The 26,950-nt window shown below is 60.2% G+C and carries 24 protein-coding genes; 17 read left to right on the plus strand and 7 right to left on the minus strand.

Annotated elements, in window-relative coordinates:
- Positions 1 to 25 precede the first annotated feature (25 nt).
- From AACR93_RS12485 to AACR93_RS12495, 3 genes are all read right to left on the minus strand, one after another.
- Positions 26 to 457 carry a DUF411 domain-containing protein gene (locus tag AACR93_RS12485; RefSeq protein ID WP_042032277.1) on the minus strand — a complete coding sequence of 144 codons (432 nt, stop codon included), beginning with the start codon at positions 455 to 457 and terminating at the stop codon, positions 26 to 28.
- A gap of 45 nt (positions 458 to 502) precedes the next feature.
- Positions 503 to 826, minus strand: coding sequence for a hypothetical protein (locus AACR93_RS12490; protein ID WP_043850994.1), 324 nt, complete (start codon positions 824 to 826; stop codon positions 503 to 505).
- A gap of 88 nt (positions 827 to 914) precedes the next feature.
- Positions 915 to 1,637, minus strand: a complete 723-nt coding sequence (locus AACR93_RS12495) for an SDR family oxidoreductase (RefSeq protein ID WP_043850995.1) — start codon at positions 1,635 to 1,637, stop codon at positions 915 to 917.
- Positions 1,638 to 1,780: 143 nt separating this feature from the next.
- Between AACR93_RS12495 and AACR93_RS12500 the strand changes: the two genes are divergently transcribed.
- The 5 genes from AACR93_RS12500 (at position 1,781) to AACR93_RS12520 (ending at position 6,903) form a co-directional block, all read left to right on the plus strand.
- Positions 1,781 to 2,623: a LysR family transcriptional regulator gene (locus tag AACR93_RS12500; RefSeq protein WP_043850996.1), complete on the plus strand. Its 843-nt coding sequence runs from the start codon at positions 1,781 to 1,783 to the stop codon at positions 2,621 to 2,623.
- A gap of 95 nt (positions 2,624 to 2,718) precedes the next feature.
- Positions 2,719 to 3,315 (plus strand): glutathione-regulated potassium-efflux system oxidoreductase KefF, encoded by a 597-nt coding sequence (gene kefF / locus AACR93_RS12505; protein WP_041209600.1) that lies wholly within the window; start codon positions 2,719 to 2,721, stop codon positions 3,313 to 3,315.
- Between the two features lie 67 nt (positions 3,316 to 3,382).
- Complete coding sequence (locus tag AACR93_RS12510; protein ID WP_043850997.1) at positions 3,383 to 5,239, plus strand: monovalent cation:proton antiporter-2 (CPA2) family protein; 1,857 nt, start codon at positions 3,383 to 3,385, stop codon at positions 5,237 to 5,239.
- Positions 5,236 to 5,622 (plus strand): SirB2 family protein, encoded by a 387-nt coding sequence (locus AACR93_RS12515; protein ID WP_043850998.1) that lies wholly within the window; start codon positions 5,236 to 5,238, stop codon positions 5,620 to 5,622. The genes AACR93_RS12510 and AACR93_RS12515 overlap by 4 nt, the downstream gene beginning before the upstream one ends.
- 294 nt (positions 5,623 to 5,916) lie before the next feature.
- A complete protein-coding gene (locus tag AACR93_RS12520) occupies positions 5,917 to 6,903 on the plus strand; it encodes a helix-turn-helix transcriptional regulator (protein ID WP_033112583.1) in 987 nt (328 codons plus the stop codon).
- Positions 6,904 to 7,766: 863 nt separating this feature from the next.
- On the opposite strand, the gene AACR93_RS12525 is transcribed toward AACR93_RS12520, so the two are convergent.
- Together AACR93_RS12525 and rsmD are read right to left on the minus strand one after the other, a co-directional pair.
- On the minus strand, positions 7,767 to 8,078 hold the full coding sequence (locus AACR93_RS12525) for a DUF1145 domain-containing protein (RefSeq protein WP_043850999.1): 312 nt from the start codon (positions 8,076 to 8,078) through the stop codon (positions 7,767 to 7,769).
- Entirely contained in the window at positions 8,062 to 8,691 is a 630-nt protein-coding gene (gene rsmD / locus AACR93_RS12530; RefSeq protein WP_041209602.1) for a 16S rRNA (guanine(966)-N(2))-methyltransferase RsmD, read from the minus strand. Before rsmD ends, AACR93_RS12525 begins: the two co-directional genes overlap by 17 nt.
- A 111-nt stretch (positions 8,692 to 8,802) precedes the next feature.
- On the opposite strand from rsmD, the gene ftsY reads away from it, so the two are divergent.
- From ftsY to hutH, 10 genes are all read left to right on the plus strand, one after another.
- On the plus strand, positions 8,803 to 10,647 hold the full coding sequence (gene ftsY / locus AACR93_RS12535; protein WP_082044108.1) for a signal recognition particle-docking protein FtsY: 1,845 nt from the start codon (positions 8,803 to 8,805) through the stop codon (positions 10,645 to 10,647).
- A 51-nt stretch (positions 10,648 to 10,698) separates the two neighbouring features.
- The gene (gene ftsE / locus AACR93_RS12540; RefSeq protein WP_033112579.1) at positions 10,699 to 11,367 is read left to right on the plus strand and encodes a cell division ATP-binding protein FtsE; all 669 of its coding nucleotides are present in this window, start codon (positions 10,699 to 10,701) and stop codon (positions 11,365 to 11,367) included.
- Positions 11,367 to 12,320, plus strand: coding sequence for a permease-like cell division protein FtsX (ftsX, locus tag AACR93_RS12545; RefSeq protein WP_043851000.1), 954 nt, complete (start codon positions 11,367 to 11,369; stop codon positions 12,318 to 12,320). The genes ftsE and ftsX overlap by 1 nt, the downstream gene beginning before the upstream one ends.
- A 452-nt stretch (positions 12,321 to 12,772) precedes the next feature.
- Complete coding sequence (gene rpoH / locus AACR93_RS12550; protein ID WP_041209606.1) at positions 12,773 to 13,627, plus strand: RNA polymerase sigma factor RpoH; 855 nt, start codon at positions 12,773 to 12,775, stop codon at positions 13,625 to 13,627.
- 125 nt (positions 13,628 to 13,752) lie between these two features.
- A complete protein-coding gene (can, locus tag AACR93_RS12555; RefSeq protein WP_033112576.1) occupies positions 13,753 to 14,412 on the plus strand; it encodes a carbonate dehydratase in 660 nt (219 codons plus the stop codon).
- An 11-nt stretch (positions 14,413 to 14,423) separates the two neighbouring features.
- Entirely contained in the window at positions 14,424 to 15,128 is a 705-nt protein-coding gene (gene hutC / locus AACR93_RS12560; protein ID WP_042032267.1) for a histidine utilization repressor, read from the plus strand.
- Between the two features lie 154 nt (positions 15,129 to 15,282).
- Complete coding sequence (gene hutI / locus AACR93_RS12565) at positions 15,283 to 16,518, plus strand: imidazolonepropionase (protein ID WP_043851001.1); 1,236 nt, start codon at positions 15,283 to 15,285, stop codon at positions 16,516 to 16,518.
- Positions 16,511 to 17,455, plus strand: coding sequence for a formimidoylglutamase (gene hutG, locus AACR93_RS12570; protein WP_043851002.1), 945 nt, complete (start codon positions 16,511 to 16,513; stop codon positions 17,453 to 17,455). Before hutI ends, hutG begins: the two co-directional genes overlap by 8 nt.
- 53 nt (positions 17,456 to 17,508) lie before the next feature.
- Entirely contained in the window at positions 17,509 to 19,218 is a 1,710-nt protein-coding gene (gene hutU / locus AACR93_RS12575; protein WP_043851003.1) for a urocanate hydratase, read from the plus strand.
- Positions 19,219 to 19,222: 4 nt separating this feature from the next.
- Positions 19,223 to 20,755 carry a histidine ammonia-lyase gene (gene hutH / locus AACR93_RS12580; RefSeq protein WP_043851004.1) on the plus strand — a complete coding sequence of 511 codons (1,533 nt, stop codon included), beginning with the start codon at positions 19,223 to 19,225 and terminating at the stop codon, positions 20,753 to 20,755.
- Positions 20,756 to 20,893: 138 nt separating this feature from the next.
- Here hutH and AACR93_RS12585 read toward each other — a convergent pair whose 3' ends face one another.
- Positions 20,894 to 21,991 carry a calcium:proton antiporter gene (locus AACR93_RS12585; RefSeq protein ID WP_043851005.1) on the minus strand — a complete coding sequence of 366 codons (1,098 nt, stop codon included), beginning with the start codon at positions 21,989 to 21,991 and terminating at the stop codon, positions 20,894 to 20,896.
- Positions 21,992 to 22,240: 249 nt separating this feature from the next.
- Here AACR93_RS12585 and AACR93_RS12590 point away from each other — a divergent pair, with 249 nt between their 5' ends.
- On the plus strand, positions 22,241 to 22,942 hold the full coding sequence (locus AACR93_RS12590; RefSeq protein ID WP_043851006.1) for a M15 family metallopeptidase: 702 nt from the start codon (positions 22,241 to 22,243) through the stop codon (positions 22,940 to 22,942).
- A 46-nt stretch (positions 22,943 to 22,988) separates the two neighbouring features.
- On the opposite strand, the gene AACR93_RS12595 is transcribed toward AACR93_RS12590, so the two are convergent.
- Entirely contained in the window at positions 22,989 to 24,518 is a 1,530-nt protein-coding gene (locus AACR93_RS12595) for an EAL domain-containing protein (protein ID WP_043851007.1), read from the minus strand.
- A 503-nt stretch (positions 24,519 to 25,021) separates the two neighbouring features.
- On the opposite strand from AACR93_RS12595, the gene AACR93_RS12600 reads away from it, so the two are divergent.
- Positions 25,022 to 26,950: an EAL domain-containing protein gene (locus tag AACR93_RS12600; protein WP_033112567.1), complete on the plus strand. Its 1,929-nt coding sequence runs from the start codon at positions 25,022 to 25,024 to the stop codon at positions 26,948 to 26,950.

The raw sequence follows: 26,950 nt of genomic DNA on the forward strand, positions 1-26,950 counted from the left end.
AGTGCCGGTTCATGGCCAGTTGTCGTCAGCCCGGGTAGCGCGACCAGCTGCTGGTCGTGCCCTCGTTGCTGATGCTCAATACCTCATAGGGCTGGCCGGGAATATCCATGCCCGGCGCACTCTGGGGCATGCCCGGAATGGTCAGACCGCGGATGGCAGGCCGCTCCTTGAGGAGTTTCTTCACGTCGGCGGCCGGTACATGCCCCTCGATCACATAGCCATTTACGATGCCGGTATGGCAAGAGGCCAGTTCCGGCGCGATACCGTATTGCTGTTTCACTGCGCCGAGCTGCTCGGTCTCGATGACTTCCAGTTCGAAGCCATTCTGCTCCATGTGTTCGTTCCAGCTTTGGCAGCAGCCACAATATTTGGATTTGTAGACGGTCATCTTCTCGGCCGCGAGGGCTGAAAAGCTGACGGTACCGGCCAGCATGGCCAGTAACAGGGGTTTGTACATAACTCACCTCAGATGAAAGAAAAGATGCCCGATACGGGATGACTTTCAGGCCTGAGTGCGAGGGGGGCGTTCGAGCCGCTCCAGCGGCGCTTCCGGCATATAGAGAGAGGGAGAAGAGAAGTCGGGACTATCCGGTTCCAGCACCGCCACCGTCAGGCTGTCGCTGGCCAGCAGCGTCATCGAGAGCACCGTGGTGAAGCTGCCGCAGGGCATCGCTTTTTCCAGCGAGCGTTCGCTCTGGCTGCAGTGGGTGGTCAGGGTACAGAGGTCGGTTGCGGCCCGGCTGCCAAACGACATCAACACCAGCACCAGACTCCACAGGGGGAGCCAGCGACGGGCGTGAGCGAGTTGGCGACGGGTGAGAACCATGGAATAACTCGGAAATAACAAGGGGCACATGGTAACCCTGTGCCCCCGGGGAGGGTCAAGCCCTCCCCATCGTGCCCGTCAGCGCAGATTAAGGTTGCTGACGGGTGGCCGCCAGCACGATCTCGCGCACGCAGACGTTGGCCGGCTGGTTCCAGGCATAGAGCACCGCCTCGGCGATCACTTCCGGCGCGATGACGCCGCCCATCTGATCTTTCCAGTCGTGGTAACCGGCCTTGATGCTTTCGTCAGTGGTGTGGCTGAGCAGCTCGGTCTCTACCGCACCCGGAGCTATGGTCACCATCCGCACGCCGACATCGGCAACCTCTTCGCGGATGTTCTCGGTCAGGGCGTGGACGGCGAACTTGGTGGCGCAGTAGGCGGCATGGTTCGGGAAGGTCTTGCGACCGGCGATGGAGCTGATGTTGATGATGGTGCCGCTGCGGCGCTCTTTCATCCCGGCCAGCACTGAGTGGACGCCGTTCAGCACCCCCATGACGTTGATGTTGAGCATCTGCTGCCACTCGGCCGGATCCTGCACGTCAGCCTGACCCAGCAGCATGACGCCGGCGTTGTTGACCATGCAGCCGACCGGGCCAAATTTGGCTTCCGCCTGCTGGACGGCGGCTTTCATGGCTGCGGTGTCGGTCACATCGACCCCGATGCAGAGGGTATTGGGCAGACCGAGTGCCTGCATCGGCTCGACCCGACGGGCCAGCAGCAGCAGCGGATGACCGGCAGCAGAGAAGGCACGGGCGATGGCGGCACCGATCCCGGCAGAGGCACCGGTGATAACGACGAGAGCTTTGGACATGATTTTTTCCTTCAGATTCGATAGTCGGTTTGAGCCAACAAGCTGCTGGCCAGCGCGGAACAGGGTCACTATAGTCACTGCATCTATAAGTGATAAATATTGTTTTCCGCTGGTTATCATCTGAAAAAACTATGGTTGGACTTATGCTGGATTTGCGACTGCTGCGTTTCTTCATCGCCATCTATGAAGAGAAGAACATCACGGCGGCGGCCGAACGCTGCCACGTCAGCCAGCCTTCTCTCTCGGCTGGGCTGCGCCAGTTGGAAGAGGCGCTCGGTGACAGCCTCTTCATCCGTGGCAAGAAGGGGGTGGAGGCGCGCGATCCTGCCCACTATCTCTATCCCCATGCGGTCAAGCTGGTGGAGGAGGCGCGTCGTCTGCCGGAGCTGTTTCGCCAGAAAGCGACGCGTGCGAGGCTCAATATCGCCATCATGCCCGACCTGAGCCGGCGTCGGGTGGCGGGATTGCTGCAACGGGTACAGACGGTACTGCCCGAGCTGGATCTCACCCTCTCCGATTACGGCACGCCAGCCGACTGTCGGCTGACGCTGGACGCCCTGCGCCGGGAGGACGAGATCTTTCTGCCGCTCTGGGAAGAGGATTACGTGCTCTGCGTGCCGGTCGGCCATCCCCTGGCCAGCCGTGAGAAAATCGAGCTGGCCGAGCTGCAACATTATGATTTTATTGAGTGCCCACCCTGTGAAGCTCATCAACAGACCATAGGTTTGCTGGCCTGTGACCGGCTCACCCTCAATCTGGTGGCCAAGGCCGAGAGCAAGGGGTTGGTGATGGCGCTGGTGCTGGCCGGGGTTGGCATCAGCTTTCTGCCGGACGGGCTGGTGGAGGATGAGGCGGGGCTCTGTACCCTGCCGGTGAGCGGGCCGCGGATGTTTCGCCGGATCGGGCTTTGTTACCCCGCTCATCAGACCCTCAATCCGGCGCTGCGGGAGCTGATCCCCGAGTTGGCAGGCCACGGTGCTTCCTGATAAGGTCGCTTTCCTGTGCATCTTTACGATGCGTCTGTCACACCCCTTTTCTCTTTTATCGCGCCAGCTCTGGCGCTTGTTCGGGTGATGTTGTCATGAAACGCATTCTGGTTATTTTTTCCCATCCTGCCTTGCAGGGCTCGCGGGCCAACAAGCAGCTGTTGCAGGCGATTGAGGGGTTGGAGGGGGTCACGGTTCATGATCTCTACCACCACTATCCCGACATGTTCATCGATGTGAAGCGGGAGCAAGCGCTGCTATCCGAGCACGACATCATCGTCTTTCAGCACCCGTTTTACTGGTACTCCTGCCCGGCCATCATGAAGGAGTGGATGGATCTGGTGCTGGAGTATGGCTACGCCTACGGCCCCGAAGCTCATGCCCTCAAGGGCAAGCAGTGGCTGAGCGCCATTACCACCGGCGGTGCGCCGGAGTCCTACTGTAGCGAGGGGTACAACAGCCGGCCGCTGCTCGATTTTCTGCTGCCCTTTCAGCAGGCGGCCAGATTGTGCGGCATGAACTGGTTGCCGCCCTTTGTGCTCCACTCGTTCCACAAGATCAAGGATCCCGCCGCCCTGCGCCGCTGCGGTCAGGATTATTGCCAGCTGCTGACGGCGTTGCGTGACGAGCAACTCACGCCGGAGCAGCTGGCCAGCCGCCCCTATCTGCGCGATCTGCTGGAGGTGCTCTGATGAAACACGGGCTGCATTTTGGCCGAGCTTATGAGCCGGATCAGACGTTGAAACGGAGGGCTGACTGATGGGCCACGGGATCCTGTTTGATGCCTTTATCTATCTCTCGGCAGCGGTTATTGCGGTGCCGCTGGCCAAGCGCTGGGGGCTCGGTTCGGTGCTCGGCTATCTGCTGGCGGGGATCATCATTGGCCCCTTCCTGCTGGGGCTGGTGGGGGAGCAGAAGGATGTGATGCACTTCGCCGAGTTTGGCGTGGTGCTGATGCTGTTTCTGGTTGGTCTTGAGTTGCGCCCGGCCCTCTTGTGGCAGCTGAAGGGGCCGATCCTCGGCACCGGCGGCCTGCAGGTGCTGCTTACCACGGCAGCGCTGACCGGCGTGGCGCACCTGATCGCTTTGCCGCTGCAACAGGGGCTGGCCATCGGCCTCATTCTGGCGCTCTCCTCCACCGCCATCGTGTTGCAGAGCCTGCAGGAGCGCAAGTTGATGCAGAGCGAGAGCGGTCGCTCCGCCTTTGCCGTGCTGCTGTTTCAGGACATTGCCGTCATTCCGATCCTGGCGATCCTGCCGCTGCTGGCCATGGCACCGGTGAGCAACAATGGCAGCTCCGAGCTGGCGGGCTGGCAGCACGGCCTGCTGGTGGTAGCTGCCATCTCCGGCATCGTGCTGGGTGGCCATTACCTGATGCGGCCGGTGTTCCGGGCCATTGCCCAGTCCCACATGCGGGAGATCTTCGTCGCCGCCGCCCTGCTGCTGGTGATCGCCATCGCCGTGCTGATGGAGTCGGTCGGCCTCTCGCCCGCTCTCGGCTCTTTCCTCGCGGGCGTGGTATTGGCCGACAGCGAATATCGCCATGAGCTGGAGGCGGACATAGAGCCGTTCAAGGGGCTGCTGCTCGGCCTCTTCTTCATGTCGGTGGGGGCTGGCATCAACTTTGGCCTGTTTGCCGAACACCCTTTCCTCATCCCGACGCTGGTGGTGGGGCTGATGGTGCTCAAGTGGCTGGTGTTGATGGCGCTTGGCTTCGTCTTGCGCATCTCGCCGAGCCAACGCTGGACCTTCGGGCTGGCGCTCGCCCAGGGCGGTGAGTTTGCGTTCGTGCTCTTTTCGTTTGCCGCGCAAAACCGGGTGCTGCCCGGCGAGACCATCTCCCTGCTGACGCTGGTGGTTGCGCTCTCCATGGCGCTGACCCCGCTGCTGCTGATCCTCAACGATCGGGTGATCCAACCCTGGTTCGATTACCGTAACCAGAGCGAGGTGCCGCAGCATGAGCAACCCGAATTGGTGGAGCATCCGGTGATCATCGCGGGCTTCGGCCGTTTCGGTCAGATCGTGGGACGTCTGCTGCACGGGCACGGCATCGGCACCACCATCCTCGAGCAGGACGCCAGCCAGATAGAGACGCTGCGCAAGTATGGCTATCAGGTCTTCTATGGCGATGCCAGTCGCCTTGATCTGCTCCATGCCGCCGGCGCTCACAAGGCCAAGTTGCTGGTGCTCTCCATCAACGACAGCGCTACTTCGCTGGCGGTGATCGAGATGGTGCAGAAGCACTTTCCCCATCTGAAGATCCTGGCGCGGGCGCAGGATCGTCCCCATGCCCACGAGATCCTGCGCCACGGTGTCGACAGCGTATATCGGGAGACGCTGGGCTCCGCCGTGGATCTGGGGGTGGAGGCCCTGACTCAACTCGGTTTTCGCGCCAATCAGGCCTGGCGGGCGGGCCAGACCTTCAAACAACACGACAACTGGTTGCTGCGCGAGCAGGTCAACTATCTCGACGACGAACACACCTATATCAACAAGAGCCTGCAATACCGGGAGATCCTCTCCGATCTGCTGCAAGACGATGAGGAGGGGCAGGAACGTATTCATGCCCACAACTGGAACAGCGGGCTACCCGACGACGACAAGGAAGCAAAATGATTGCCTATTATCCCATGCTCAAACACCTGCACATGACGCTGGCGCTGGTCAGCCTGTTGCTGTTTGCCTACCGCTGGAGTCTGGCACTGTCCGGTAGTGCGCGGTTGCAGCAGAAGTGGCTGAAGATCCTGCCTCATATCAACGACACCTTCCTGCTGCTGCTCGGTGTTCTGCTGGCGGTGGCCTTGCAGCTGAGCCCGGGTCTGCAACCCTGGCTGTTGGCCAAGCTGATTGCTCTGGTGCTCTATATCGGTCTGGGTGTCATGGCGCTCAAGCGTCCGGCCCGTGGCCAGAAGCTGTTGGCCGGCTTGGCTGCACTGGCAGTGTTTGGCTATATGGTTGGCGCCGCTGTCACCAAGTCGCCCTGGTCATGGCTGATGTAAATCCGGTGAGGAGGAGAGCTTTCTCCTCCTCTTTTTATATGATTGGCTGTTAATCATTGATTGAATGGTTTTTTATGCTGCCTCATTGATTTGATGCAGAGCTTTAATTTGATGTTTTTTCTGCAAATCTTTTCAGTTTTTAGCCTTCATTACTGATTGTTTTGATTTATAAATCAATAACATAGTGCGTTTTGTATGAAAATGGCGACAGTTGTCGCGGCAAAACTTGCGACATAGACTGTCGCAAGATGCCCTTAGCATACAGTCAACGCTAAACCAGTGAAGGCATGCACCATGAGTAAGAAGCTGTTACGACAACTGACCTTGGCGCGTTGCATCCCGCACCGCCCTTACAAGCTGACCGCCAGCCAACTTCAGGTAAAACTGGAAGAGGAAGGTATCCACGTCAGTCTGCGTACCGTGCAACGGGACCTGGAAGAGATGTCCGGCATGGGACTGTTCGACCTCACCTCGGACGAGCGCAGCAAACCCCATGGCTGGTGCTTCGAGCGCCACGGCCTCAATGACTTTGCCAACATCATGCCGCTCTCGCTGGCCGTTGCGCTGAAAACCTGGAGCGACCAGGCCAGCCAGCTGTTGCCCGCGAGTGTGCTGACCGAATTGAACCCGCTGGTCGACAAGGCCAGTCAGGTTATCCGCGACAGCCAGAGTGAACTGGCCGAACGCTGGCTGGAGAGCGTGCACCAGTCGCCGCGCCCGTTTGCCGGCAACCCGGAGATCCGCCGCAGCACCCTGATCCGCGATGCCTTGTGGCGTGGCCGCAAGTTCAGCGCCGAGATCCAGCGGGTGATCAAAGAGCGCACCGTGTGGCTCTGCTACGACCGCATCAATCCGCTCGGCATTCTCAATCAGCCTGATGGTCCGATCCTGCTCTGTACCCTGTCCGAGCTGGATCCCAAGGTTTACGGCATTCCGTTCGACCATATCAAGAACGTGGAGCTGACCAACTTCAGCGCCACCCAGCCGAAGGATTTCAATATCCAGAAGCTGATCCGCGATCAGGGCTATCAGGATGTGAGCGGCCCAATCCGCTTTGTCGGCCGGATCGATGCCAACAGCCAGTCGCTGGTGGATAACCAGATCCCGGGCAACAACCCGCGGATGACCCGCTACGACAAGCGCAGCGTGGTGGTGGAGACCGAAGTGCAGGACACCCCGGAGTTTCGCAGCTGGTTGAACAATATCGGTGGCGAGCTGGAGGTGCTGGCACCCGAGTCGCTGCGCAGAGCCTATCTCAATCCGGGCAATCGGGTGAGCTGAACGGTACGTTTGGCACCATAGTGAAAATCGCAAATAGCCGGCCCAGTGCCGGCTTTTTTTGCGGTTTTTTTGAGCATATTTATTCAACTTATTTTTAAGCTTTTACGGCGAAATTGAACCGTTTTCCCTGGCCATTCCGGTGCAGGATTGCCGTGTAAGAGATCTGCCATAGCTGCTGTAGGAGGCTGGCGCTTTAACCCGTGCGCGAAGCTAGTCAGGGTGGAGTCCACTTTCCATTGAAACTAAATAAGGTATTGATTTTAATTGATTATGTTTGCAGTCCACTTTGTCTGATAAACGGTTGGCAGGATCTTTCTCCAGAAATCCCCCTTGTTCTGATCCGGCAACGCTTTACTATGGGTCTCACAAGGACGGAGCTGGTTCTGCAGGACGCAGAGCAGCGCATAAAGATGGAATAGTTCGCAGGATGTGAACAGGGACACCTCAGGATGAGTTCGATGGTCTGGATGACTGTCGTCACGGATGAACGAGGGAACACCGCGGGATGCGGCAGGGATACTCTCAGGACGAGAGCAGGACGAACAGGACATCGTTCTTCAGGATGAGCAGGAACTCGCTGGATGCGGGCAGGATTCTTCAGGATGAAGCGAGATAACCCGGATGGTTATCGGTCAGGAAGACGCAGGGAACCCCACAGGACGTGGTAATGGACACCTCTAGGACGGAGACAGTGAAGCAGTTCGGGATGAATTGCCAAGCCAGGAAGGCTGAGGACACGCCAACGGATTGGAAAGGGGATATTCCAAGGGATTAGGATAACGTCAGGGATTGCAGGGAGCATTGCAGTTCTACGGACAGGACGACACGACTATAGGGGACGGCGAAAGCCGTCCCCTTTTCTTTTATGCCTGCTCCTGATTCTTTGGTCGCTTGGCAGCACTGACAATCTTCTGCAGGCGATGGCGAATATCCACCATGCCGAATACGCCGAAGACCAGCACGCCGACAAACTCGGCCTTGGTCACTTCGAAGTAGCGTTTGCAGGCAGCCTTGATCATGCTGGCCTGTAGCCAGTGGAACAGGGCGACAATCACGCCGCAGACCGGCAAAAAGCCGTTCAGTTTGCCGGGCAGGGGGGCGATAAGACTCATCAGCACGCCAAACCAGAAGAACAGCACCAGCCCCATCGCCAGCAGATTAAATACCCGCTTCATTGTTTACCTCCCTTACATAGAGTTGATAGCAGACCTGACCGGCCTGTTTGTCCTTGAGTAGTTGCCAGCTGGCGGGTAGCGCCAGATCGGCCATCTCCTTCTCCCGCTCCAGATAGATGAGTGCATCGGGGGCCAGCCAGCCGCGCTGTTCCAGCAGTTCGCAAACTTGCGGCAGCAGATCCCGACGAAATGGCGGATCGAGGAACACCAAGTCAAATGGTGTCGCCGGGCCTTGCAGCCAGCTCACTGCATCGGTTTGGAATACCTGACCCTGCGTGCTGCCGAGAGTGGCCAGATTCTTTTTGATCTGCTCTGCCGCCCCTCTGTCCATCTCGATCAGGGTGACCTGCTCGGCATAGCGGGACAGCGCCTCCAGACCAAGGCCGCCGCTGCCGGCAAACAGATCCAGGCAGCGGGTGCCGCGGATGTGGGGTGCCAGCCAGTTGAAGATGGTCTCCTTGACGCGATCCGTGGTGGGTCTGAGCCCTTCCACATCCTTGACCGGCAATTTGCGGCCTCGCCACTGGCCGCTGATGATTCTTACAAAGCCTGATTTTCCTTGCGGGGCAGGGCTTTTGCTCGGGTTGCTACGGCTGGATTTCACTCTGGGCATCGCGTTTCATCGTCAGAAAATAAAGTGGTAGTATAAGGCGGTTCATTTTTATGCCGACCCGCCAAGGGACGGCTATCTTAGCAGTCAGCCAACGAAGTGAGTATTTTTTAGATGGCAAAAGGTTTGTTTTCCTGGCTGGGTTTCGGCCGCAAGAAAGAAGAGGCTGAGGCTGTCCAACCACAGACACCCCAAGCCACCCCGATTACCGCTGAGCCTGAGGTCGCTGCTACCCCCGCTCCCGTTTCCGATGTGATTGTTTCCGATAGTACGCCGGCCGTTGCACCCGAAGTGCCCGCCAGCGCACAGAATCCCGTTTTGCACGACGATTGCTGCCCGCCAACCGAGCTGGATGATCATGGTCCGCTGGTGGTGGAGGAGTGCGCCTCCGAGCTGGAGCCGGTGATCGTCAACGAATCCCTGATGGCAGAAGAGGAGCGTGCCGCCGCAGAGGCGCAAGCTGCCGAAACTGCCCGTGTTGCCGCCGAGGTTAAAGCCGCAGAAGAGGCTCGTATTGCCGCTGAAGCCCGTGCGGCGGAAGAGGCGCGTATTGCCGCTGAAGCCCGTGCGGCGGAAGAGGCGCGTATTGCTGCCGAGGCTCGCGCTGCGGAAGAGGCGCGTATTGCCGCCGAAGCCCGTGCGGCGGAAGAGGCTCGAATTGCCGCCGACGCCCGTGCTGCAGAAGAGGCGCGTATTGCTGCCGAAGCTCGTGCTGCGGAAGAAGCTCGTATTGCTGCTGAAGCCCGCGCTGCGGAAGAGGCTCGTATTGCCGCTGAAGCTTGTGCTGTGGAAGAGGCTCGTATTGCCGCTGAAGCTCATGCTGCGGAAGAGGCGCGTATCGCCGCTGAAGCCCGTGCGGCGGAAGAGGCTCGTATTGCCGCTGAAGCTCAGGCTGCGGAAGAAGCCCGTATCGCCAAAGAGGCCCAGCGAGCGGAAGATCTGCGTCTGGTCGCTGCGATGGAGGCTGAGGCCGCCGCCCTGGCAGCTCTGCCGCTGGCCGCCAAGGTGGACGACGACACCCAGGACAAGCCGCAGCGGGAGGGCTTCTTTGCTCGCCTCAAGCGCAGTCTGGTGCGCACCAAGGAGAATATCGGTTCCGGTTTCTTCGGCCTGTTCCGTGGCAAGAAGATCGACGATGAGCTGTTCGAAGAGCTGGAGACCCAGCTGCTGACCGCCGATCTTGGCGTCGACACCACCACCCGCATCATCGAGGGGCTGGTGCAGCACGCGGACCGCAAGCAACTCAAGGATGCCGAGGCGCTCTATGGCCTGCTCAAGCAGGACATGGGCGAGATGCTGGCCAAGGTGGAGCAGCCGCTGGTGATCGACACCAGCAAAAAGCCTTACGTCATCCTGATGGTCGGTGTGAACGGCGTCGGCAAGACCACCACCATCGGCAAGCTGGCCAAGCAGTTCCAGGCCGAGGGTAAGAGCGTGATGCTGGCCGCCGGCGACACCTTCCGAGCCGCTGCGGTCGAGCAGCTGCAGGTATGGGGTCAGCGCAACAATATTCCGGTGATTGCCCAGCACACCGGCGCCGACTCCGCTTCCGTTATTTATGACGCCATCGAGGCTGCCCGCTCCCGCGGGGCCGACGTGCTGATCGCCGATACTGCCGGTCGCCTGCAGAACAAGAGCAACCTGATGGAGGAGCTCAAGAAGGTGGTGCGGGTGATGAAGAAGCTGGACGAAGAGGCGCCCCACGAGATCATGCTGACTCTGGATGCCGGCACCGGCCAGAACGCCCTGAGCCAGGCAAAGCTGTTCAGCGAGGCGGTAGGCCTGACCGGTATCACCCTTACCAAGCTTGATGGCACGGCCAAGGGCGGCGTCATCTTCGCGGTAGCCGACAAGTTCCAGATCCCGATCCGCTATATCGGGGTGGGCGAGGGGATCGACGATCTGCGTCCCTTTGTCGCCAACGACTTTATCGAGGCCCTGTTTAGTCGCGATGAGTAAACATCCCATGCCCCGACTTCGGTCGGGGTTTGTCAATGTCAGGGAACCGTTATGATTCGTTTTGACAAGGTCAGCAAGGTATACAGCGGTGGCCATCAGGCGCTGCAGAAGGTCAGCTTTCACCTGCGCAAGGGGGAGATGGCCTTCCTGACCGGACACTCGGGGGCGGGCAAGAGTACCCTCCTCAAACTGATCAGCGTGATGGAGCGACCGACCGATGGTCGCGTTTTCTTTCATGGCGACGATGTCAGCCATATCCAGCGCAGCCAGATCCCCTATGTGCGCCGCCAGATCGGGATGATCTTTCAGGATCACCGGCTGCTGATGGACCGCACCGTGTTCGACAACGTGGCGTTGCCGCTGGTGATCGATGGCTACAGCCACGCGGACATCAACAAGCGGGTCGCCGCGGCGCTGGACAAGGTGGGGCTGCTCGGCAAAGAGCGCTACCAGCCGCGCATGCTCTCCGGTGGTGAACAGCAGCGGGTCGGCATCGCCCGTGCCATCGTCAACAAGCCGCCGTTGCTGCTCGCTGACGAACCGACCGGTAACCTGGATCCCCAGCTCTCCATGGATATCATGCGGCTGTTCGAGGAGTTCAACCGCTTCGGCGTCTCCGTGCTGATCGCCACTCACGATCTGGGGCTCATCGCCCGCATGCGCTATCGCACCCTGACCCTCAAGGCGGGGCGGATGTATTCGGCAGGGGAGGAGCTCTGATGGCTATCGTTCGTCACAAGCAGCCGCCGCTGCGCCGTCTCATGATGTACGGGGTTGACCACGCGCGGCAGGCGTTTGCCAGTCTGGGTGAGCTGTGGCGCAACCCGCTCGCCTCCCTGATGACGCTGGCGGTGCTCGGCGTCAGTCTGGCGCTGCCCTCCTGCTTCCACGTGTTGCTGAAAAATGCCGAGGTGGTGGAGGGGAGCTGGCAGACCAGCTCCCAGATCTCCCTCTATCTGCGCAAGGATCTGCCGGAGCAGAGCATTCTGGACTTGCAGCACAGGATCCTGCTCTACCCCGAGGTGGATTCGGTGACCTATATGAGTCGCGACGATGCGCTGCGGGAGTTTCGCGAGATCTCCGGTTTCGGTGATGCGCTCGATTATCTGGACAGCAACCCGCTGCCGCCGGTGCTGAGCGTCATTCCGGATCCGCGCTGGCAGAATCCGGAAGGGGCCGCCGAGCTGCTCGGCAAGCTCAACAACGAGGATGGTGTGGAACAGGGCAAGCTGGATCTGCAGTGGTTGACCCGGTTGCAGGGGATCATGAACTTGCTGCGCCACACCATTACCGGTATTGCTGTGCTGCTGCTCTCCGCCGTGCTGCTGATTGTCGGCAATACCCTGCGCCTCAACATCCTCAACCAGCGCTCCGAGATCGAGGTGCTGAAACTGGTGGGGGCGACCGATGCCTTTATTCACCGTCCTTTCCTCTATACCGGCATCTGGTTCGGGGTGATCGGCGGCATGCTGGCCTGGTGGCTGACCGAGGTGATGGTGATCTGGAGCGAGGGGGTGGTGAAAGAGCTGGCGGGCTTGTATAACAGTAACTTCCAGCTGGTTGGCATGGGTCTGGTGGACGGGGTGAACCTGATCCTGCTGGGCGCTCTACTGGGGCTGATTGCCTCCTGGTTCTCGGTTCACCGCCACATTCGCGACATCGAGCCTTCCTGATTAATTTATCAACATTGTGAATTGCTGGATTTTGCGAAGCGGATCAAGTAAAAGAGTGGCCGTTTCTGGCTTGGCCACTCTTCTCGGAGTATTCTGAATAACGGCGATCTTCAGGATCTTTACTGGATCCTGTGAACCTTCTGCTTTATAAGCAGTCAAATAGCTGAACGAATTTATACGAGTGTGGCCCCTATGCCTTGCTCGTCAGACTTGGCAAGCATGTGAAGGTTGCGAGCTCCGCAACAATGGACTTAGCATGCTACTTTTCGGGGGTCCTTCATTGTGACCCCCTTTTTTTGACTGTTCATTCATGATTCATCCTGCGGGCATAAGATAAGCCAGTCTAAAGCTGGGCTTGTGATCTATGATGTAAGCCGCAGAATGAGACCCGGTCAGTAGACAGTCCCTCTTGGGGTGTTAGACTGGTTCGATTGAAAAGTAAGAGGTAACAGATGGGAACTTCATTGCAGCGCACTATGGCTTTGATTCCGCAAGGTAGTCTGGAAGGCTATATCCAGGCAGTAAACTCTATTCCGGTGCTGAGCGCAGAGGAAGAGCGTGAGCTGGCTGAGCGTTTGCAGCAGGATGGCGATCTCGAGGCTGCCCGCCAGCTGGTTATGTCGCACCTGCGCTTTGTCGTTCATGTCGCCAAGAGTTATGCCGGTTACGGTCTGCCGCAGGCCGATCTGGTACAGGAAGGCAACATCGGTCTGATGAAGGCGGTCAAGCGCTTCGACCCGAGCGTCGGCGTGCGTCTGGTCTCCTTCGCCGTGCACTGGATCAAGGCCGAAATTCACGAATATGTTCTGCGCAACTGGCGCATGGTCAAGGTGGCAACCACCAAGGCCCAGCGCAAGCTCTTCTTCAATCTGCGCAAATCCAAGAAGCGTCTGGGCTGGCTGAACCACGAAGAGGTGAAGGCCGTGGCTGCCGATCTCGGGGTTTCCGAGAGTGACGTGACCGAGATGGAAGCGCGCATGAGCAACTACGATCAGGCGTTCGATCTGGTTGGCGATGATGAAGATGAGGGCGGTTTCGCACCTGTTCACTATCTGGAGGACAAATCCTCCGATCTGGCCGCGACCATCGAGAATGACAACTGGGACGATCATGCGACCCGCCGTCTGAGCTCGGCTCTCTCTTCTCTCGACGAGCGCAGCCAGCACATCATCCGCGCTCGCTGGCTCGATGATGACAGCAAGACCACTCTGCAGGAGCTGGCCGATACCTACGGCGTCTCTGCCGAGCGAGTGCGTCAGCTTGAGAAGAATGCGCTCAAGAAGCTGAAAGATGCCATGGAGGCTTGATGCCTCCGCGTTGAAAACAGGGCCTGATGGCCCTGTTTTTGTTTCTGCGGCCGGTAATCGGGGCTTGCCCTGATAACCCTTGGGTATGTTATGTTGCCGCCACAGCCACATGATGGAGAGCAGAAGTGAAACTGTTGAAGGACCTGTTTACCAATAACCGTGAGTGGGCCGAGCGGATCAAAGCGGAAGATCCCGCCTTCTTTGCCACCCTCTCTGCCCAGCAGGCTCCCGAATACCTCTGGATCGGCTGCTCCGATAGCCGGGTGCCCGCCAACCAGCTGATGGGGTTGCTGCCGGGGGATGTCTTCGTTCACCGCAACGTCGCCAATCTGGTGGTTCACACCGACTTCAACTGCCTCTCGGTGCTGCAATATGCGGTCGAAGTGCTCAAGGTGAAGCACATCATCGTCTGCGGCCATTATGGCTGCGGCGGGGTCAAGGCGGCGATGCAGAATCAGGAGTTGGGGCTCATCGACAACTGGCTGCGCAACATCAAGGATGTCTACTTCAAATATGGTGAAGAGCTGGAGGCCATCGAGGATGAGCACGAGCGCTTCGACTATCTGTGCGAGCTGAACGTGGCCGAGCAGGTGGCCAACGTCTGCCACACCACCATCATCCAGAACGCCTGGCGCAAGGGGCAGGAGCTGGCCGTCCACGGCTGGATCTACGGGATCAAGGATGGCTTGCTGCACGATCTCGATCTCTGCATCAGCGGGCCGGATCAGATCCCCGACGTCTACCGCGCCTGGCCGGACATGCGTCCGCCCCACCGTCGGCGCTAAGGAGCATCCCGTTGGCGCCCGCCCTCTACCTGCAGATCAAGCAGCATATTCTGGATCGGATCCGCGAACGCCACTATCAGGCGGGGGACAGGATCCCGACCGAAGCGGCCCTGTGCGAGCAGTTCACCGTGAGCCGGATGACGGTCAACCGGGCACTGCGTGAACTGGTGGCCGAGGGGTGGCTGGTGCGCACCGCCGGATCCGGCAGCTTCGTGGCGGATCGGCGTACCGAATCGCCGCTGCTGGCCATTCGCAACATTGCCGACGAGATTGCCGAGCGAGGCAGCGAATACAGCGCCAGAGTGATCCGGTTGCAGCGGCTGGCCGCCGACGAGAAGGTGGCGGTGCAGCTTGGGCTGCGGGTTGGTGCCCCTATCTTTCACAGCCTCATCGTCCATCAGGCTGATGGCGAGCCGCTGCAACTGGAGGAGCGCTTCGTTGATGCCGAGCGGCTGCCGGGTTATGGCGAGCAGGATTTCACGAAACAGACTCCCAATCGCTATCTGATGGAGCTTTGCCCCCTCTCCGAGATGGAGCACGTGGTGGAAGCCGTGTTGCCGAGTGCCGGTGAGGCGGGATTGTTGCAAATTCGCGTGGATACACCCTGCCTATTGTTGCACAGGCGCACCTGGTCGGAAGGACATCTGGTCTCTTACGCCAGATTGCTCTCCCCCGGTTCCCGCTACAAGCTGAGCTCCAAGGCGCAGCTGTCTTAATTGTCTATACAAATCGATTCTTCTCAAGCCCACCTCTGGTGGGCTTTTTTGTGCTTAAACTCTAAGCGTGACGCTGTTATCAGGTTGTGAATCCTGCTCTTTCTTTCGCCGGATGGATCGATTATAAGGATATGTATATACATTTGAGGTCGCTATGAACAAGGAACTGTTGAACTGCGAGCGGGTCTGGCTCAACGTGACGCCCGCCACCCTGAATGCCGGACTGGCCGATTACGGTCTGCTGCCGCTCCATGCCATCGGCGTGAAGGATGGCAAGATCCACGCCCTGGTGCCGATGGCCGAGTTGAAGGGGCCGTATCCCGCCCATTGGCTGGATATGCAGGGCAAGCTGGTCACCCCCGGCCTTATCGATTGCCACACCCACCTCATCTTTGCCGGCAGCCGTGCCGAGGAGTTCGAGCTGCGCCAGCAGGGGGTGCCCTATGCCGAGATCGCCCGTCGGGGCGGCGGCATCATCAGCACGGTGCGTGCTACCCGCGCCGCCAGTGAAGAGCAGCTCTTTGAGCTGGCGCTGCCGAGGGTGAAATCCCTGATCCGCGAAGGGGCCACCACGGTGGAGATCAAGTCCGGCTATGGTCTGACGCTGGATGATGAACTCAAGATGCTGCGGGTGGCCCGCCGACTGGGTGAGGCGTTGCCGATCCGGGTCAAAACCACTTTGCTGGCGGCCCATGCGGTGCCGCCGGAGTATCGCGATGACCCCGACAGCTGGGTCGAGACCATCTGTCAGGAGATTATCCCGGCCGCCGCCAAAGCGGGCCTGGCCGATGCGGTGGATGTCTTCTGCGAGCATATCGGTTTCTCGCTGGCCCAGACCGAGCAGGTCTATCTGGCGGCGGATCAATACGGCCTGCCGGTGAAAGGGCATATGGATCAGCTCTCCAACCTTGGTGGCAGCACCCTCGCCGCCAACTTCGGCGCCCTTTCGGTGGATCATCTGGAGTATCTGGATCCGCAGGGGATCCTGGCGCTGGCCCAGCGCGGCGTAGTCGCTACCCTGCTGCCCACCGCCTTCTATTTTCTTAAAGAGACCAAACTGCCGCCGGTCGCCGCGCTGCGCAAGGCGGGGGTGGCGATGGCTGTCTCCTCCGACATCAACCCGGGCACGGCTCCCATCGTCTCGCTGCGGATGGCGATGAACATGGCCTGTACCCTGTTTGGTCTGACTCCGGTGGAGGCGATGGTCGGGGTGACCCGCCACGCCGCCAAAGCGCTTGGCGAACAGGAGCGCCTTGGCCAGCTCAGGGTGGGGATGGCGGCCGATTTCCTGATCTGGCACTGCACCCATCCGGCCGAGCTGAGCTACATGGTCGGCGTCGATCAGCTGGCAGGCCGCATCTTCAACGGCGAGGAGACCCTCCATGGATAAGTTCAACCCGGTCGACATGTCGCTCTGGCAGGGACGACAGGATCCGGAAGATGGCGAACTGGCCCTGCGCTGGCATGACAAGGTGCAGCCCTGGGGTGCCGGGGCACAAGAGGCAGCAGGTGTAGTGCTGCTCGGTTTTGCCTGCGATGAAGGGGTGCGCCGCAACAAGGGGCGTGTCGGCGCCGCCGGTGCGCCGCTGGCAGTGCGCAAGCTGCTGGCCAATACCGCCTGGCACCTGAATCGACCCGTCTACGATGGCGGGGATGTGAGCTGTACCGATGGGGATCTCGATGCCGCCCACGGCCGTCTGGCCGAGCGGGTCGCTGCTGCGCTCAATCTGGGCCACTTCCCGCTGGTGCTGGGGGGTGGTCACGAGGTGGCCTTCGGTAGCTGGAGTGGCCTCAACCTGCATCTGGCGGGTCAGGGGCGGGTCGGGATCATCAACCTCGACGCCCACTTTGACCTGCGCATGAAGCAGGAATTGGCAAGCTCCGGCACCCCCTTCTTCCAGATTGCCGAGCAGTGTGCCGCTCAGGGCACGCCGTTTCATTACGCCTGCCTCGGGGTGGCCGAGACCGCCAATACCCAAGCCCTGTTTGCCCGAGCCAAGACGCTGGGAGTGTGGCATGTGCTGGACGAGGCGATGACTCAGACCGAGCTGCCAGCCTTGCTAGGCGGGCTGGACGCCTTTATCGCCGATTGTGATCACCTCTATCTGACCATCGATCTTGATGTGCTGCCCGGAGCCGTGATGCCGGGAGTGAGTGCCCCCGCCGCCCGCGGCGTGGAGCTGGCGGTGATCGAACCGCTGATCGCCCATATCCGGGCCAGCGGCAAGCTCAGGCTTGCCGATCTGGCCGAGTACAACCCGACGCTGGATCAGGACAACCGCAGTGCCCGCGTGGCCGCGCGGCTGGTTCATCTGTTGACCCGTTAACCCTTTGGCCGCCCGTCGCCGAAGACACCCTATTGATACAACAAGGAGTGTGTATGTCTGTGCAACAGCAGGATCCCCGTCATGATCCGAACCGCGTGATCCGTGCCCCGCGCGGCACCGAACTGACCGCCAAGAGCTGGCTCACCGAAGCGCCGCTGCGGATGCTGATGAACAACCTGGACCCCGAGGTGGCCGAGCATCCCCAGTCGCTGGTGGTCTATGGCGGCATCGGTCGCGCCGCCCGCAACTGGGCCTGCTTTGACAAGATCGTCGAGGTGCTGACCCGGCTCGAGGAGGACCAGACCCTGCTGGTGCAATCCGGCAAGCCGGTCGGGGTGTTCCAGACCCACAAGGATGCGCCGCGGGTGCTGATTGCCAACTCCAATCTGGTGCCGCATTGGGCCAACTGGGAGCACTTCAATGAGCTCGATAAGAAGGGCTTGATGATGTACGGCCAGATGACTGCGGGTTCGTGGATCTATATCGGCACCCAGGGGATCGTGCAGGGCACCTACGAGACCTTCTTCGCGGTGGCCAATCAGCACTTCAACGGTGAACCCAAAGGGCGCTGGATCCTGACCGGTGGTCTCGGCGGCATGGGCGGCGCCCAGCCGCTGGCCGCCACCATGGCCGGTTTCTCGATGATCGCCGTGGAGTGCGACGAGACCCGCATCGATTTTCGTCTGCGTACCCGTTATGTGGACAAGAAGGCGCACAGCCTGGATGAGGCGCTGGCCATGGTCGAAGAGGCCAAGCAGAGCGGCAGCGCCGTCTCCGTCGGTCTGCTCGGCAACGCCGCCGATGTGTTCGCCGAGCTGGTGGCCCGTGGCATCACCCCTGACGTGGTGACCGACCAGACCTCCGCCCACGACCCGGTGCACGGCTACCTGCCGCAGGGCTGGAGCGTGGCAAAGTGGCGCGAGCTGCAACAGAGTGCCCCGCAGGAGGTGAATCTGGCCGCTCGCCGCTCCATGGCTCGTCAGGTGGAGGCGATGCTGACCTTGCAAGAGCGCGGCGCGGCGACCCTGGATTACGGCAACAACATCCGTCAGATGGCGCTTGAGGAGGGGGTGAAAAACGCCTTCGACTTCCCCGGCTTCGTCCCCGCCTATATCCGCCCGCTGTTCTGCGAGGGGATAGGCCCGTTCCGCTGGGTGGCCCTCTCTGGCGATCCGGAAGATATCTACAAGACCGATCAGAAGGTAAAAGAGCTGATCCCCGATGATCCTCACCTGCACAACTGGCTCGACATGGCCCGCGAGCGCATCGCGTTTCAGGGGCTACCGGCGCGGATCTGCTGGGTCGGGGTCAAGGATCGGGTACGCCTCGGTCTGGCCTTCAACGAGATGGTGAAAAACGGCGAGCTGAAAGCCCCCATCGTCATCGGCCGCGATCATCTGGATTCCGGCTCGGTGGCGAGCCCGAACCGCGAGACCGAGTCGATGATGGATGGCTCCGATGCCGTCTCCGACTGGCCGCTGCTCAACGCCCTGCTCAACACCGCTGGTGGCGCGACCTGGGTTTCCCTGCACCACGGCGGCGGGGTCGGCATGGGCTTCTCCCAGCACTCCGGTGTGGTGATCGTCTGTGACGGTAGCGACGATGCGGCCCGTCGCGTCGGTCGCGTGCTGCGCAACGACCCGGCCACCGGGGTGATGCGTCACGCCGATGCGGGCTACGAAATTGCCATCAACTGCGCCCGCGAGGAGAAACTGGATCTGCCGATGATTGACGGCGCCAACGGTGTCAAAGGAAAGGTGTAACACCATGTTTGAATTGACTATTACCCCGGGCGAGCTGGATCTTGCCACCCTGCGTCGCGTCAGCCGCGAGCCGGTACACATTGCACTGGATCCGGCGGCGTTGCCGGCGATCCACGCCTCTGCCGCCACTGTCTCCCGAGTGATCGAGCAGGGACGCGTGGTGTACGGCATCAACACCGGCTTTGGCCTGCTGGCCAACACCCGGATCCCGGTGGATCAGCTCGACGAGCTGCAGCGATCCATCGTGCTTTCCCACGCTGCGGGCATCGGCACCTATATGGATGACGCCACCGTGCGGTTGATGATGGTGCTCAAGCTCAACTCGCTGGCGCGGGGTTTCTCCGGCATCCGGCTGGCGGTGCTGGAGGCGCTGATGAAGCTGGTCAACGCCGAGGTCTATCCGCTGGTGCCGAAGAAGGGTTCCGTCGGCGCTTCCGGCGATCTGGCGCCGCTGGCCCATATGAGCTGCCTGCTGATCGGTGAAGGCAAGGCTCGTCACGATGGGCGCGAGATCGATGCGAGCGAAGCGTTGCGGATCGCCGGGCTTGAGCCCATCGCGCTGGCACCGAAAGAGGGGCTGGCGCTGCTCAACGGCACCCAGGCAAGCACCGCCTTTGCGCTGGAAGGGCTGTTCCACGCCGAGGATCTGTTCGCCGGAGCCATCACCATCGGTGCCATGAGCGTGGAGGCGGCCCTTGGCAGCCGCCGTCCGTTCGATGCCCGCATTCACGCGGTACGCGGTCAGCGTGGCCAGATCGATGCCGCTGCCTCTTATCGCCATCTGCTCGGTGATCTCAGCGAGATCGGCATGTCCCACCACAACTGCGAGAAGGTGCAGGATCCCTACTCATTGCGCTGCCAGCCGCAGGTGATGGGGGCCTGCCTGACCCAGATCCGTCAGGCGGCCGAGGTGTTGGTGTGCGAGGCCAACTCGGTCTCCGACAATCCGCTGGTGTTTGCCGATGACGAAGAGATCATCTCTGGCGGTAACTTTCACGCCGAGCCGGTGGCCTTTGCGGCCGATAATCTGGCGCTGGCCATCGCCGAAATCGGCTCGCTCTCCGAGCGGCGGATGGCACTGCTGATCGACTCGCGGATGTCCGGCCTGCCGGCGTTTCTGGTCAACAATGGCGGGGTCAACTCCGGCTTCATGATCGCTCAGGTCACCTCGGCGGCGCTCGCCTCCGAGAACAAGACCCTGGCCCATCCGGCCTCGGTAGACAGCCTGCCCACCTCCGCCAATCAGGAGGATCATGTCTCCATGGCGACCTTCGCCGGCCGCCGGCTGGCGGACATGGCCGAGAACACCCGTGGCATTCTGGCGGTCGAACTGTTGGCGGCGGCGCAGGGGCTCGATTTCCGTGCTCCGCTGCGGGCCAGCGAGGGGGTGGAAGTAGCCAAGGGGCGGCTGCGCGCTCATGTCCCCTTCTACGACAAGGACAGGTACTTTGCCCCCGATATCGAGGCTGCTGCCGCGCTGCTGGGCCGTGCCAGCTACAACGATCTGGTTCCGGCCGGGGTGCTACCCAGTCTGTAAGCCTCGATTCCCCTTCTCCCCTGGCGGGAGAAGGGGATGGGATGAGGGGGAAGACGCTTCACTGGTGTCCGTGAGATCCCGGCGCTGATAACAAAAGACCGCCCAATCGGGCGGTCTTTTCGTCTCTGCGATAGTCGGTCACTGGTGCTCGAACATCAGGAACAGATAGACCACGAACAGCACCAGATGGGTGGCGCCGTGCAGCACATTGGTACGGCCGCTGCTGAAAGTCACCTTGCACACCATGAGCGTAGTGATGAGCAGCACCATGTCGGCAGCGGAGAGGCCCAGGCGCACCTCCTGACCCAGCATGGAGCCGATAAACAGCACGGCCGGGACGGTGAGGGCTATGGTGGCCAGCACCGAGCCGAAGTAGAGGTTCATGGCCCGCTGCAGCTGATTGTTGATGGCGGCCTTGATGGCGCCAACCGCCTCGGGAGCCAGCACGATACAGGCCACGATAAAGCCGCCGAGCGCCTGCGGTGCTGACAGCACTTTGACCCCGTAGTTGATGGGGATGGCCAGGGTCTTGGCCAACAGGATCACCACCACCAGATAGGCGAGCAGCAGCAGGGTGTGATAGACGTTGCTCTGCAGCGGGCCGTGGTGCTCCTCGTAATCCTCGTGATCGCTGTCGACAAAGAAGTGGCTGTGGCTGCGGGTCTGGATTAGCAGGAAGACCCCGTAGAGCAGGATCGAGATGGTGATGAGCATCCATGACATGGCGCGCGACATGCTGCCAACCGTGCCCCCTTCGGTGAAGTTGGGCAGCACCAGACAGAGCAGGGCGAGCGGGATGATGGCCACCAGATAGGATTTGACCCCGTCCAGATTGAAGCTCTGGGTGTGGTAGCGCCAGCCGCCAAACAGCAGAGTGAAGCCGACCAGACCGTTGGTGACCAGCATCACCACGGCGAACATGGTGTCGCGGGCCATCACCGGATTGGGCTCGCCGGTCAGCATGACCGAGGAGATCATCACCACCTCCAGCGAGATGACCGAGAGGGTGAGGATCAGGGTGCCAAAGGGTTCGCCCAGCTTGATGGCGAGGGCATCGGAGTGGCGCACCACCGAGAAGATGGCCCAGGTGACGATGGCAAGCAGCCCCGCCGACACAGGAAGATAGATCCCGAGCGGAGTTGTCTCTGTCAGCAGGTCGCTGCCCAGCGTCTTGAAAAAGAGCAGGGTGAGCAGGCCGACGGGCAGGGCAATCTCTTGCCGGATAACTGTCTTCATAGGCAATGGTTCTCTTCTGGGGCGACCGGTGGGTCGGGAGATGAATGGAATGTGCAACGGGCGGTTGCACCCTAACCAGCCCCTTATGATAAAAGCTCTTGGCCTCGAGGGGCAGCCCATTTTGTTAACAGATGTAAATCGGGGGCCTGGAGCGGAAGAGGTCTCGGTTTGTGGCGGTGCCGATGGCAGGCTTGTCCCGCTGGCAAGGCTCTGCTGAAATGGCTCCCCCTCTGCTCAGGAGTCCATTTGATGCCGTTGCCACCCATCTCTCACGACTATGAACCGGCCAGCACTGCCGAACAGGCGGCGCTCTCGGCCAGTGATCCGCTTGTGATCGTGGCCGCCAGCGCCAGGATCCGCATCGATCCCGTCTATTACCGGCTCGGTCTGGCGGGCAGTGAGCCGCAGATCCGGGTGCGGGAGCCGGTTGCCAAAGCGCTGGCGCGGGTAGCCGCAGCGCTGCCTGCGGGATTGGGGCTCACCTTGCTCGACGGATTTCGCAGTCGCGCCACGTCTCTGGCCATCTTCGAGCGGATCAAGGGCGAAATTGCCGCAGCCAATCTCGACTGCGATGGCGCCCGGCTTGAGCAGGAGACTCGCCGTTTCTGTGCCCATCCCTCTGACCCCGGTCACTATCCGGTACCGCCCCATCTGTCGGGCGGAGCCATCGATCTGCTGCTGCACGATCTGGCGAGTGGCGAGCCGCTCGACTTTGGTACCGGCTTTGACGATATCAGCGAGCGGGCCGAGAGCGACTATTTCGAACGCCCCTGTGCGGGAATGAGCGAGGCGCGGCGGTTGCGGATCCGTGACAACCGCCGTCTGCTGTTCTGGCTGATGCGGCGGGAAGGGTTCAGCAACTATCCCGGCGAGTGGTGGCATTTTGATCTGGGCGACTGCCTCTGGGCCCGTTTTCGCGGTGGTGAGTACCGCTATCCTGCCGCTGAGTGAGTGATCCCGGAGCAAGCTCCGGGAAAGAGCGTTCTCTTCTTTGTCGTCAGGCCGTTTCCGCCATGGGTTGGCGGAAGGCCTGTTGCCAGAGCAGCAGCTCCTGCAGCGGCATGGGCTTGCCAAAGACATAGCCCTGTATCAGATAGACTCCCTGTCGATACAGGTAGTCGACCTGCTCCCGGGTCTCGACCCCCTCGGCAATCATCTCCATCCCCGACTCTCGGCCAAAGGCGATGATGGCATCCAGCACGCTGCGTTTGAGGTCGTCAGTGCCTATGGTGTCGACGAACATCTTGTCGATCTTGATCTGGCGGATCCCGAGGCTCTGCAGATAGGCGAAGCCGCCATAGCCGGTGCCAAAGTCATCCAGTTTGATGTGATAGCCCCGCTCTTGCAGGGCATTGATCTCGCTGGTAGCACTCTTGATATCGGTCAGGGGTTTGCGCTCGGTCAGTTCAAAGGTGAGCTGGGCGGGGGAGGGCCACTGATGCTGTTGCAGCAGGTTGCGCAGTAGAGGCTGCTCGACATGGGCCGCCACCAGATTGACGCTGACCCACTGAGTTGCCGCCATAGAGGAGAGGTCTGTGAGTACCCGCTCCAGCAATTGGGCTGTTATCGGCAGGATCAGCCCCTGCTCTTCGATATAGTCGATAAAGGCGCCGGGAGGAACCAGCTCCCCCCTGCGGCGCCAGCGCAGCAGCGCCTCGAAGCCAACGACTTCTCCGGTTCGGCTATCCACTACCGGTTGGTAGAAAGGTTCAAATTCCTGATTTTTCAAACCGATCTGCAACAGTCCTTGCAGCGAGCGCTGATAGTGGCGATGCAACCAGTAGGCTCCAGCCAGCAGAATACCCAGCGCAACGCCAATCCATAAAGCCAGGGTTTCAGCCTGCGCTCTGGCATAACGTGTCAGCGCCTGGCCTGCCCACAACGTCTGTTTGGTCAAGGTGTTAGGTTCATAAGAGTCGATACTGTTCGGGCCTGGCTCCTGTTTGATTCGTTTGTCTCCACGCGGCAGCATGGGGACGTACGAATCTTTGTTGATCAGGTTGAATTCGAGATAGAAGCAGTCAGCACAGGGGGTCTGAAGGATTTCGTGGATCCAGCTGTTGTCCAGCACCCAATAGGCAATGTTGCCGTTGGTGGCTCTGTAATAGACCACCAGTTCCTGTTCCGTATTGAAGCCGGGTGGTGTGGCGGTCAGGCCGAACGGGCCTATGGCGATGTCATCAGGTTGTGGGCTGATGGCAATCGAGATTCCTTGCCCCAGGCTGGAGCAAACCTGCCCCGAGCCAAGCTCCAACCCTTGCAGGCGAATATGGGTGTTGTAAAAACGGGGGTTACGCAGTAACGCCATATCCTTGGCGCCGCAGTTGAACTCGAACTGTTTCAACTGGGTAGAGAGAATCTCGTTAATAATTTTGTAGCGTTCGATGTTGGCCTGCTTTATCTCGGCCATCTTCTGCTCCTGCATTCTTTCTGCAAGAGGCTCAGCCAGCCAGTACGCAATCGGTTGACCGAAAAGAACAGGAAAAACCAACAATAACAAATAGATAAGTATTGATGGGGTGCGCATGGGGCGACCTGCTGTATGGTTGGGCCCATATGGGCAACATCGAGTTTATTGCATTAGTACAATCAATTTGAAGCGGGATTATTAGTTGCCTTGATTAAATTATTAACGTAATGATTTTAAATGATTTTGTATCTTTGTTATTGAGAGATTCAATCGTTAACCTGTCATAAATGACAATTGCCCGACTTATCCGAACTGCATTAGAGTAGCCCCGCGGTTTGACTCACCGTGTGTTCAATACTCCTGTATCTGTTTTTTGTCAGTAGCACAGAGTGTTAGTTTTGATATGAGTGTTCCTTTTGGTCCCTTTTCAGGGACCATTTTTCTTTCTGCCATTTTCCGCTCTTCTCTCTTCGTGTGCTCCGCGCTTGGTAATCTCCCCCCGCTTTCGGTATCCTCGCCCCTTTGAAATTGCAGAAGCGGGATCTCCATCCATAGCAGGGCGCTGATCGCCGCTGCTACCATGAGGTCACATGGATGATGCTGGGCATACGGAAAGGCGCATGAAACTGACTACACAGCTTGTCTCGTTTATCACCCTGTGCGTGATTGCCGCCATGGCGACCGTGCTGATTGGCGGCGTGTTCAGCTTTCGCGAGCTGGGGATGGAGCTGCAGCAGAAGAAGGTCGATGCGCTGGTCGAGGTGATCGACAAGCAGCTCGATGTCTCCCATGACATGAACGAGATGAGTCACTGGCTGCCCACCCTGCTGCGCGCTTCCCACGTCGTCGAGCTGGAGGTGCGCCAGAACGATCAGCGTGTCTACTGGTTTCGCGATGTGCAGCGTTCGGTCGATGATCAGTTGTTGCTGCCATACAGCAAGGCGCTTATCCATCAGGCCGGCATGCAGGCCAATCTGAAGCTGGAGCGCCCCTTCAAGGAGGCGGAGTACTCCATCAAGGCGATGTCCGGTATCTCCTTCGGCGTCTTTATCGTGGTGTTCGGCCTCTGGTACTCCATTCGCTGGCTGCGCCAGCAACTACGCGGTGCCGAGTTGTTGGCCGAGCGTGCCCAGCTGATCCTCGATGACAAACTCTCCAAACTGAATCACGACCCTGCCGAAGAGTGGCCGGTTGCCGCCAGTCAGGCGCTCGACCATCTGCTGGCCGAGCTGGCGGATGCCCGCAAGGAGCGCAGCCGCTTCGACAACTTCATCCGCAGCAATGCTTTCGTCGACAAGATGACCGGCATTGGCAACCGTCTCTTTTTCGATAACCGGCTTGAAAGCGCCATCATGGAGGCGAGCGTGATGAGCGGCGGCGTGCTGCTGATCGATCTCGCCTGTCTCGAGGATCTGGAGGCCGAGCAGTTCGATCTGCTGGGTCATGACCTGATGCTGGAGGCAAGCGCTACTATCGGGGCTTTCGTGCGCAAACACAGTGGTGCCCTGCAGGCCCGCTATGCTGGGCAAGTGTTTGCCGTGCTGCTGCCCAATATGTCCGAAAGCGAGATGGTGGACAGTGCCAGTCAGCTGCTCAAGAGCCTGCAGCGTCTCCATTGGCCGCAGGAGGTTAATCCGGAGACTGCAGTTTATCTCGGTGCCGTCTGCTATCAGTCGCAGGACTCCCTGCTCAAGGTACAGGAGGAGGCGGAGCTGGCCCTCAAGAGCGCCCGTCTGCAAGGGCATAACGGCTGGTTCCTCTACGAAAAGCAGCTGGATGAGGAGCAGAGCAGCAAGGGGACGGTGCGCTGGCGTACTCTGCTCAGCCGCCGCCTCGAGGAGCAGGCCATCGAGTTCTATATCCAGCCGATCCAGCAGGATCGCGGGCAGGTGGTGCTGCAGCAGGAGTTGCTCACCTATCTTGAGGATGAGCAGGGGCGGCCGCTGCCGGCCGGGATCTTCATGCCGATGGCCGAGAAGGTGGGGCTGTTGCTCCAGCTGGATCGGCTGGTGGCGGAACAGACCCTGGCGTTGCTGCGTCAGCGCTCCGACCAGAGCTGTCCGGTCAGTCTGGCTCTCAGCGCCCAGAGCCTGCTCCATCGCGACTTCCAGCGCTGGCTCTTCTTCGCTCTGTTCCAGCTGCCGCGCAGTACCAACGAGCGGCTGATCCTGCAGCTCTCCGAGGCGCAGGTTACCCGCCATTTCGAAGCCCTCAAGCGACCGCTGCGCTCCCTGCGGATGCTCGGATGCATGCTGGCCATCGATCATGCCGGCCAGGATGTGGTGAGCACCCAGTACATCAAGGAGTTCGAAATCAACTTCCTCAAGCTCCACCCCAGCCTGGTGCGGGAGATCCACGCTCGCCAGGTGAACCAGATGGCGGTGCGCAGTCTGGTGGGCGGCTGCGCCAATACCCCGACCCGGGTATTGGCTGTTGGGGTCGAGAGTGGTGACGAGTGGAAGATGCTGCGCCACCTTGGGGTACATGCGGGGCAGGGCCCCTGGTTTGCGCTGCCCGAGCGACTGGTGATGGAACCGGCCGAGGCCTGA

Origin of the sequence: Aeromonas sp. L_1B5_3, assembly GCF_963866575.1 — a bacterium.
Lineage (GTDB): Bacteria > Pseudomonadota > Gammaproteobacteria > Enterobacterales > Aeromonadaceae > Aeromonas > Aeromonas jandaei.

Excerpts from the sequence above, each read along its gene's own strand:
- AACR93_RS12495 (WP_043850995.1), bottom strand. The coding sequence starts at position 1,637 with ATGTCCAAAGCTCTCGTCGTTATCACCGGTGCCTCTGCCGGGATCGGT.
- hutI (WP_043851001.1), top strand. The coding sequence starts at position 15,283 with ATGAACAAGGAACTGTTGAACTGCGAGCGGGTCTGGCTCAACGTGACG.
- ftsE (WP_033112579.1), top strand. The coding sequence starts at position 10,699 with ATGATTCGTTTTGACAAGGTCAGCAAGGTATACAGCGGTGGCCATCAG.
- AACR93_RS12525 (WP_043850999.1), bottom strand. The coding sequence starts at position 8,078 with ATGAAGCGGGTATTTAATCTGCTGGCGATGGGGCTGGTGCTGTTCTTC.
- AACR93_RS12500 (WP_043850996.1), top strand. The coding sequence starts at position 1,781 with ATGCTGGATTTGCGACTGCTGCGTTTCTTCATCGCCATCTATGAAGAG.
- AACR93_RS12520 (WP_033112583.1), top strand. The coding sequence starts at position 5,917 with ATGAGTAAGAAGCTGTTACGACAACTGACCTTGGCGCGTTGCATCCCG.
- AACR93_RS12485 (WP_042032277.1), bottom strand. The coding sequence starts at position 457 with ATGTACAAACCCCTGTTACTGGCCATGCTGGCCGGTACCGTCAGCTTT.
- AACR93_RS12585 (WP_043851005.1), bottom strand. The coding sequence starts at position 21,991 with ATGAAGACAGTTATCCGGCAAGAGATTGCCCTGCCCGTCGGCCTGCTC.
- hutH (WP_043851004.1), top strand. The coding sequence starts at position 19,223 with ATGTTTGAATTGACTATTACCCCGGGCGAGCTGGATCTTGCCACCCTG.
- rpoH (WP_041209606.1), top strand. The coding sequence starts at position 12,773 with ATGGGAACTTCATTGCAGCGCACTATGGCTTTGATTCCGCAAGGTAGT.
- hutG (WP_043851002.1), top strand. The coding sequence starts at position 16,511 with ATGGATAAGTTCAACCCGGTCGACATGTCGCTCTGGCAGGGACGACAG.
- hutU (WP_043851003.1), top strand. The coding sequence starts at position 17,509 with ATGTCTGTGCAACAGCAGGATCCCCGTCATGATCCGAACCGCGTGATC.
- AACR93_RS12595 (WP_043851007.1), bottom strand. The coding sequence starts at position 24,518 with ATGCGCACCCCATCAATACTTATCTATTTGTTATTGTTGGTTTTTCCT.
- ftsX (WP_043851000.1), top strand. The coding sequence starts at position 11,367 with ATGGCTATCGTTCGTCACAAGCAGCCGCCGCTGCGCCGTCTCATGATG.
- AACR93_RS12510 (WP_043850997.1), top strand. The coding sequence starts at position 3,383 with ATGGGCCACGGGATCCTGTTTGATGCCTTTATCTATCTCTCGGCAGCG.
- AACR93_RS12600 (WP_033112567.1), top strand. The coding sequence starts at position 25,022 with ATGAAACTGACTACACAGCTTGTCTCGTTTATCACCCTGTGCGTGATT.
- ftsY (WP_082044108.1), top strand. The coding sequence starts at position 8,803 with ATGGCAAAAGGTTTGTTTTCCTGGCTGGGTTTCGGCCGCAAGAAAGAA.
- kefF (WP_041209600.1), top strand. The coding sequence starts at position 2,719 with ATGAAACGCATTCTGGTTATTTTTTCCCATCCTGCCTTGCAGGGCTCG.
- rsmD (WP_041209602.1), bottom strand. The coding sequence starts at position 8,691 with ATGCCCAGAGTGAAATCCAGCCGTAGCAACCCGAGCAAAAGCCCTGCC.
- AACR93_RS12515 (WP_043850998.1), top strand. The coding sequence starts at position 5,236 with ATGATTGCCTATTATCCCATGCTCAAACACCTGCACATGACGCTGGCG.
- AACR93_RS12490 (WP_043850994.1), bottom strand. The coding sequence starts at position 826 with ATGGTTCTCACCCGTCGCCAACTCGCTCACGCCCGTCGCTGGCTCCCC.
- AACR93_RS12590 (WP_043851006.1), top strand. The coding sequence starts at position 22,241 with ATGCCGTTGCCACCCATCTCTCACGACTATGAACCGGCCAGCACTGCC.